We start from the raw sequence: 6,451 nt of genomic DNA on the forward strand, positions 1-6,451 counted from the left end.
TCGCCTACCAGGCCTAAAGTCTCCGATGAAGCGGACTTGGAAGCTTTTGAACTCCCAGAGCCCTTGCGCTTGTTGTCCCGCCTTTGCTCCAAGCTGCTTAAACTTCTCTCGGTTCCTAATCTCACCAAACTCGGCCAATCGTCCAAATAGGGTATTCACTTTCGCCTTGTCTCGGTCGGTTAGTCCCAGGTAGAACTCGCGAGCCGGCATATTGCCCTTCTCGTCGACAGCCCACTCAACCTTTCCCCATGCACCCTGTGCTGCGATATTGTTGGGATTCACTTGGGTAAAGCTTCATAGTCTATGCTATAGAATTATTTGTTTATATATACATAAACAATATAGCTATATGTATATTTCCTGTCAAGTTAAAAAAGCTTGAGGGGCTAAGTAGAGAAAAACAGAGCGTCCTGCTGATAGAGGCAGACGAATGGCAGCTCCTCAAAGGTCGCTGGGTGGTGAAATGGGGACAGATTACAGGGAGCGGCCGACGGCCAGGGCGACCGGCTCCAGTTGCTGCATCAGCTCCTGGAAGCGGGGGGGCGTCAGGGACTGCACCCCGTCGGACAGGGCTTCTTCGGGCCGGCGCCCGCCGCCCGCTATTGAAGTTTTCGTCCGAAAACTTTAATAAGACAAGTCCCTATTTAAGACGTCATTAATAATCGCCCCAATGCCAGCAAAAGAAAATGGGCGCTGTCCCTCTTTTCCCGAAGTGGGGAGAGGAACGACAAGTTCAGGCTGAATTACGTGAGAGAGGCCCCGGCTACATGGATGCGGGCCGTTGCTACTTTGCTAGGCGGTAGTTAATGTTCGTTTCCGACCGGGCCGGCGGTCCCAGTACGCGACAAACCGGGCGATAGTACTCTTCTTCCACACTGGCCCGGATGCGAGGCGGACGATAGGCCTTGGGAAGTCGCGGCGCTTCGCAAGCTCGGAAGCACGCTGCTTGGATACCTTCAGGATCTTCGCCAACTCGTCCACACCGATCAGGTCAGGGACGTTGGGTTCCTCGAGAGTACGAGCCAGATCGCTGCGATCACTGATTTCGAACGCTACAATACCCTCCGAGCCGAGACCCGCACGGTGCATGGCAAACTTGGCCACCATCAACCCATCCTTAGCCGCGCGGTCGGGTGAGTCTGCGTGAACGCAAAACCTGACGGACATCACGTGGAGGCCGTAGCTTACTACAGGCGCATACTGCTCCAAATACGACATGACCCCATTCGCGTGGTCCTCAGTGAATTCCAGGTTGGGGCGGCTGATCTCGAAACGCACACTCCATTCAATCATTACTTTTTCCCCTTCGCCTTCGGAGGCGGCCACGACCACATGAAGCCTTGACGCTTCAGGTCGGCGAGCAGGTTCATGATGGCGCGCTGGTCGCCCGGGGTACCGGACCCGACTACGATCTGTTTGGTAGAGTCCGGCGGCACAAAACTCGGATGGCCTTTCCCAGGTTCCTAGTTCTCAGCCCTGCTCCCAGGCTGCCTTCTTGATTTTCCGCAAGGTCCTTTTGACATGTATCACTTGACTATATCAAGGATAATCTACGTCCTGCCAGGACTTTGTCAAGGATTTTCTGGGTGGTCGCCCACGATAATCTCTGGATTCGGATTCGATTTAGCCAACTCAATGATTTCAAGTAATTGTGTGTACAGAACACGGCAAAACGTGTTCTTTCCTAACTCGAACGGCCTCCTCATTCTCAGGCCTATTCCCGCCGCACCACCTTGACCTCCTCCAAGACCTCCTCGTTAGACAGGAATCCCATCGGCACGAGGATGCGGACGGGGGCTCGTGCCCATAGAGGCAAACAGGGAGAACTAACTCGAAGGTAGCAGAGTGGTGGGGAGGGATAGACTAGAGGGTGCGGCCGACGGCCGCAGCTAGAGGCTCCAATTGCCGCATGAGGTCCGCGAACCGGGGCGGTGTCAGGGACTGCACCCCATCGGACAGGGCCTCCTCGGGTCGGGGATGGACCTCGACCATGAGGCCATCGGCCCCGGCGGCGATGGCAGCCCGGGCCATGGCCGTCACATAGTCCGAGTGGCCCGTGCCGTGGCTCGGGTCCACGATGACCGGCAGGTGGGTCATCTTCTGGAGAACCGGGACGGCGTTGAGGTCGAGGGTGAAACGGGTAGCCGTCTCAAAGGTCCGGATCCCGCGCTCGCAGAGGATGACGTCATAATTTCCGTGCGAGAGAACATACTCTGCCGACATCAACAGGTCCTGGATCGTGGCTGACATGCCGCGCTTGAGGAGGACTGGCTTTCGCGCCTCGCCGACTTTGTTCAAGAGGGCAAAGTTCATCATGTTGCGCGCCCCGATCTGGAGGATGTCGGCATAGCGAGCCACCAGCTCCACGTCTCGATCATTGAGGACCTCGGTGACAATTTTGAGCCCGGTCACCTGGCGGGCGAGCGCGAGCAGTTCGAGTCCCTGCTCTCCGAGCCCCTGAAAGCTATACGGTGACGTTCGGGGCTTGAACGCTCCCCCGCGGAGGATGGTGGCCCCAGCCGCCTTGACGACATGTGCCGTCTCGACGATCTGCGTCTCACTCTCGACCGAGCAGGGTCCGGCCATGACCGTGAGACGGTCCGCCCCGATCTCGATCTCGCCCACCTTGACCACCGTCTTTTCGGACCGGAACTCCCGACTCGCCAGCTTGAACGGCTGCAGAATCGGGACGACGTTTTCAACGCCCGGCACCGCCTCGAGCTGCTGCAGCTTTGCCTTGCCCCGCTCATCCCCTACGGCGCCCACCACATTCCGCCGGGTCCCCCGGATGACGTGCGCGTGATATCCTAACTCCTCGACGCGCCTCAGGATCTCTTGAAGCTGTTCTTCCGGTGCCCCGGCTTGCATGACGATGATCATGGTCTTCCTCCAAAAGCGAAAGCCACGGGGTCACCCGTGGCTAGAAAAAGAAAAAAGCCACGGAGGCCTGTCTCCCACCGCGGCCATCCTCGACGACAAAGACGTCAGGTGGTGCCGACCGGGGGATAGACGCCGATAAAAAAGAACCGCCACCTTCTCAGATGCCTGAAATCCATCTGCGGCTTCCTTGAAGGGTTTCGATGGATGTGTTAGCGTACTTACCACCACCCCCGAGGCTTGTCAAGGGGATTTCCGGGGAGATTTCCCTTTACAGCGAGGGGCCTTTTCTGTAATTTTCCAGCCAGGGAGATTCAGGGATGTCAGGACATTCCAAATGGGCAGGAATCAAGCATAAAAAGGCAAAGGTCGATGCCCAGCGGGGGCGGCTCTTCACCAGGCTGATCCGCGAGGTCACGGTGGCGGCCCGGATCGGCGGTGGGGATCCGGCGGGAAACCCTCGTCTGCGTGATGCCATCGACAAGGCCAAAGGCGGCAACATGCCCCAGGACAATATCATCCGGGCCATCAAGAAGGGGACTGGGGAACTGGAAGGGGTCACTTACGAGGAGTGCGTCTACGAAGGGTACGGCCCCGGGGGAGTGGCGGTGATGGTGGAGGCGGTCACCGACACCAGGAACCGGACGACGGCAGAGGTGCGAAAGATCTTCTCTCGCCTTGGTGGGAACCTGGGCGAGGCAGGGTGTGTTGGCTGGATGTTCGACAAGAAAGGGTTGATCCAGGTCACGGCGAACCGGGTAGACGAAGAGCAGCTTTTGGCAGTGGCCCTCGAGGCAGGCGCGGAGGATGTGCGGAGCGAGGAGCAGACGTTCGAGGTCGTCATCGCCCCCAAGGATTTTGGATCGGTAAAAACCGCGTTGGAGCAGGCGGCCTTCCCCATCGAACATGCCGAGATCACCATGGTGCCTCAATCCACCATCCGGGTCGAGGGCAAGACGGCCGAGCAGGTGCTCCGTCTCGTGGACGGACTTGAAGAGCAAGACGATGTGCAGCAGGTCTATGCCAATTTCGATATTCCCGAACAGATCATGGCGGCGCTTTCGGCCTAGTGCCCCCGTCCTAGTGACAGGTCACAGGTGACGGTTGGGTGACGACCGATGACCGTAATCCGATGACGGAAAACATGAAAGGCTTTCCCGGTCGGCGGTGATCGGAGAGAGAGAATGGAGCAGCGTTTGAGCACGGAGAGGTGAGCATCGGACGGGTACTTAGGGAGCAGGCACCCAACGGATTGCGGGTGATGGGGATCGATCCCGGGATGGCCGCCACCGGTTATGGCGTGGTGGAGGTCCGAAACGGTTCTCTCATCTCCATCGATCATGGCGTGATCACCACCTCGCCCCGTCAGGCCTTTCCCCAGAGACTCCACACAATCCACCAGACTCTCCAGACGATCATTGGGCAGCATCAGCCCGGATGTGGGGTCCTGGAGGGCATTTTTTTTTCCAAGAATGTCAAGACCGCGCTACAGCTCGGACATACCAGGGGTGCAGCCGTGTTAGCCGTGGTGGAGGCCGGCCTGACGGTCTTTGAGTATAGTCCGCTAGAGGTGAAAAGTGCGGTGACCGGCTTTGGAAAAGCGTCGAAGCCGCAGGTCCAACGGATGGTGGCCTCCCTCCTCGGACTCTCGTCGGGGCTCCCTGCCACCGATGCGGCGGATGCCTTGGCGGTGGCCATCTGTCATATCCATGGGGTGGTCCTTCACACGCGGATCGCGAGGGTGTAGCTGTGTCCTCCTCCTGCTGGTGCTTGTGGGGGCGGCGAGTCCCCAGGAGGTTGAACAGGCAAAGGCGGAAGCCACTGCGGCCCTCGTCGAGGTTCTGAAACTGTGGAACGTTGAGGATTATGGAGCCGTCTACGATCGAGGGACGACGGCGACCAAGCGCCTCTTTACCCGTGAAGATTTCATCGGCCGGATGCGGGGTCTGGGATGCAAGACGACCTGCTGTTGGACGACATTTGAATTACACAATGCGGATTATCAGTCGCCGAGACTGGTCGTCGTCGCGGGAAGGGTCGGTTTTGAATGGACAGGACGCACCGTTCCCCGCTTTCAGTGTGGCCCGCGTGTTCAGAGTTTTCCGATGACCCGCGAGGAGGAAGCGTGGCGCATCGATCTCACCCTCATCCTTCCCTTTTTCTAGGGAGGCTTCGGTGATCGGGCGGCTCAGGGGGAAGGTGGCCAAGCGGGACCCCGCGGAGGTGATCGTGGACGTGAACGGGGTGGGCTATCGTGTCTTCATCCCCCTTTCCACCTACTACCGGCTCCCTGAAGAGGGGACCGAGATCCTCCTCCATACCGCCACCCACGTGCGGGACGACGCCTGGAATCTTTACGGCTTTCTGACGGAACTCGAGAGATCCATATTTAACCTTCTCCGGGGCGTTTCCGGGATTGGGCCCCGCCTGGCCATCAACATCCTTTCGGGGATTACGGCGGAAGAGATGATCCCGGCCATCTCGCGCGGGGATTTGCTGCGCCTGAGCGCCATTCCTGGGGTGGGCCGCAAGACGTCGGAGCGGATCATCCTTGAGCTGAAGGAAAAGGTCGGGTTGCTTCTGGAGCCGATCGAGGCGGCAGTACCCGATCCGGACCGAAGAGAAGGGGTCTTACAGGATGTGGTCTCCGCGCTCCTGAATCTCGGCTACAGCCGCGCTGCGGCCTCCAAGGCCGCCGCCAGCGCAGCCCAACGGGTGGACGGGGGAGAGGATTTCGAGGCGGTGGTAAAGCAGGCCCTGCGCGTCCTCGCGGGGCAGGCCAAGGGATAAGGCATGACCGAGCAGATTGTGAGTCGTCGCCCCCTCGAGGAAGATCAGCAGTGGGAGCCGACCCTCCGCCCAAAGATCTGGGAGGAATACATCGGCCAAGAGAAGGTGAAGGAGAATCTCCGCGTCTTCATCGAGGCGGCCCGAGGCAGGCGGGAGCCGTTAGATCATGTCCTCTTCCATGGGCCCCCGGGTCTCGGAAAGACGACCCTGGCCCATCTCATCGCGGCAGAGCTGAAAGTATCTGTCCGGGCCACCTCGGGGCCGGTCCTGGAGCGACCCGGGGACGTGGCAGCCATTCTCACCAATCTCGAAGACCGGGATGTCCTCTTCATCGATGAGATCCATCGAATGAACCGTGTGGTAGAGGAAATCCTGTACCCCGCCATGGAGGAGTTTCAATTGGACCTGGTCATCGGCCAGGGCCCACACGCGCGGACCATCAAGCTGGATCTGCCCCGTTTCACCTTAATCGGGGCCACCACCCGGGCCGGACTCATCACCGCCCCTCTCCGAAATCGGTTCGGGGTCGTGCACCGACTCGATTATTATGCCGAGGAAGAGATCTTTCGGATCATCCTCCGGTCCGCGAAAGTCCTGGGAGTGGAGATCAGTCCGGAGGGAGCTGGCGAGCTAGCCGGTCGCGCCCGCTGGACGCCTCGGGTGGCGAATCGGCTGCTCAGGAGGGTCCGGGACTTTGCCCAAGTGCTGGGAGATGGAGTGATCAGTCAAGTGATCGCCCGGATGGCGTTGGAGCGATTGGAGGTGGACGAACGGGGACTGGATG

General features: G+C 59.4%; 9 protein-coding genes and 1 pseudogene. 5 read left to right on the forward strand and 5 right to left on the reverse strand.

Annotation, left to right across the window (positions count from 1 at the left end; genetic code table 11):
* From O6929_02470 to aroF, 5 genes and pseudogenes are all read right to left on the reverse strand, one after another.
* Positions 1-282 (reverse strand): hypothetical protein (locus O6929_02470; protein MCZ6479261.1); only part of this gene is annotated, 282 nt, incomplete at its 3' end.
* 192 nt (positions 283-474) lie between these two features.
* Positions 475-585, reverse strand: a pseudogene (locus O6929_02475) (3-deoxy-7-phosphoheptulonate synthase).
* Between the two features lie 207 nt (positions 586-792).
* On the reverse strand, positions 793-1,293 hold the full coding sequence (locus O6929_02480) for a hypothetical protein (GenBank protein ID MCZ6479262.1): 501 nt from the start codon (positions 1,291-1,293) through the stop codon (positions 793-795).
* Entirely contained in the window at positions 1,293-1,436 is a 144-nt protein-coding gene (locus tag O6929_02485) for a hypothetical protein (protein ID MCZ6479263.1), read from the reverse strand. The genes O6929_02480 and O6929_02485 overlap by 1 nt, the downstream gene beginning before the upstream one ends.
* 427 nt (positions 1,437-1,863) lie before the next feature.
* On the reverse strand, positions 1,864-2,880 hold the full coding sequence (gene aroF, locus O6929_02490; protein MCZ6479264.1) for a 3-deoxy-7-phosphoheptulonate synthase: 1,017 nt from the start codon (positions 2,878-2,880) through the stop codon (positions 1,864-1,866).
* Positions 2,881-3,197: 317 nt separating this feature from the next.
* Here aroF and O6929_02495 point away from each other — a divergent pair, with 317 nt between their 5' ends.
* The 5 genes from O6929_02495 to ruvB all read left to right on the forward strand — a co-directional run.
* Positions 3,198-3,947 (forward strand): YebC/PmpR family DNA-binding transcriptional regulator, encoded by a 750-nt coding sequence (locus O6929_02495; protein MCZ6479265.1) that lies wholly within the window; start codon positions 3,198-3,200, stop codon positions 3,945-3,947.
* 140 nt (positions 3,948-4,087) lie between these two features.
* Positions 4,088-4,624 carry a crossover junction endodeoxyribonuclease RuvC gene (gene ruvC, locus O6929_02500; GenBank protein ID MCZ6479266.1) on the forward strand — a complete coding sequence of 179 codons (537 nt, stop codon included), beginning with the start codon at positions 4,088-4,090 and terminating at the stop codon, positions 4,622-4,624.
* A 25-nt stretch (positions 4,625-4,649) separates the two neighbouring features.
* A complete protein-coding gene (locus tag O6929_02505) occupies positions 4,650-5,042 on the forward strand; it encodes a hypothetical protein (GenBank protein ID MCZ6479267.1) in 393 nt (130 codons plus the stop codon).
* Between the two features lie 10 nt (positions 5,043-5,052).
* On the forward strand, positions 5,053-5,667 hold the full coding sequence (ruvA, locus tag O6929_02510; protein ID MCZ6479268.1) for a Holliday junction branch migration protein RuvA: 615 nt from the start codon (positions 5,053-5,055) through the stop codon (positions 5,665-5,667).
* Positions 5,668-5,670: 3 nt separating this feature from the next.
* The coding region (ruvB, locus tag O6929_02515) for a Holliday junction branch migration DNA helicase RuvB (GenBank protein MCZ6479269.1) at positions 5,671-6,451 on the forward strand (781 nt) is incomplete at its 3' end.

This window comes from Candidatus Methylomirabilota bacterium (assembly GCA_027293415.1).
Classification (GTDB): Bacteria; Methylomirabilota; Methylomirabilia; order Methylomirabilales; family CSP1-5; genus CSP1-5.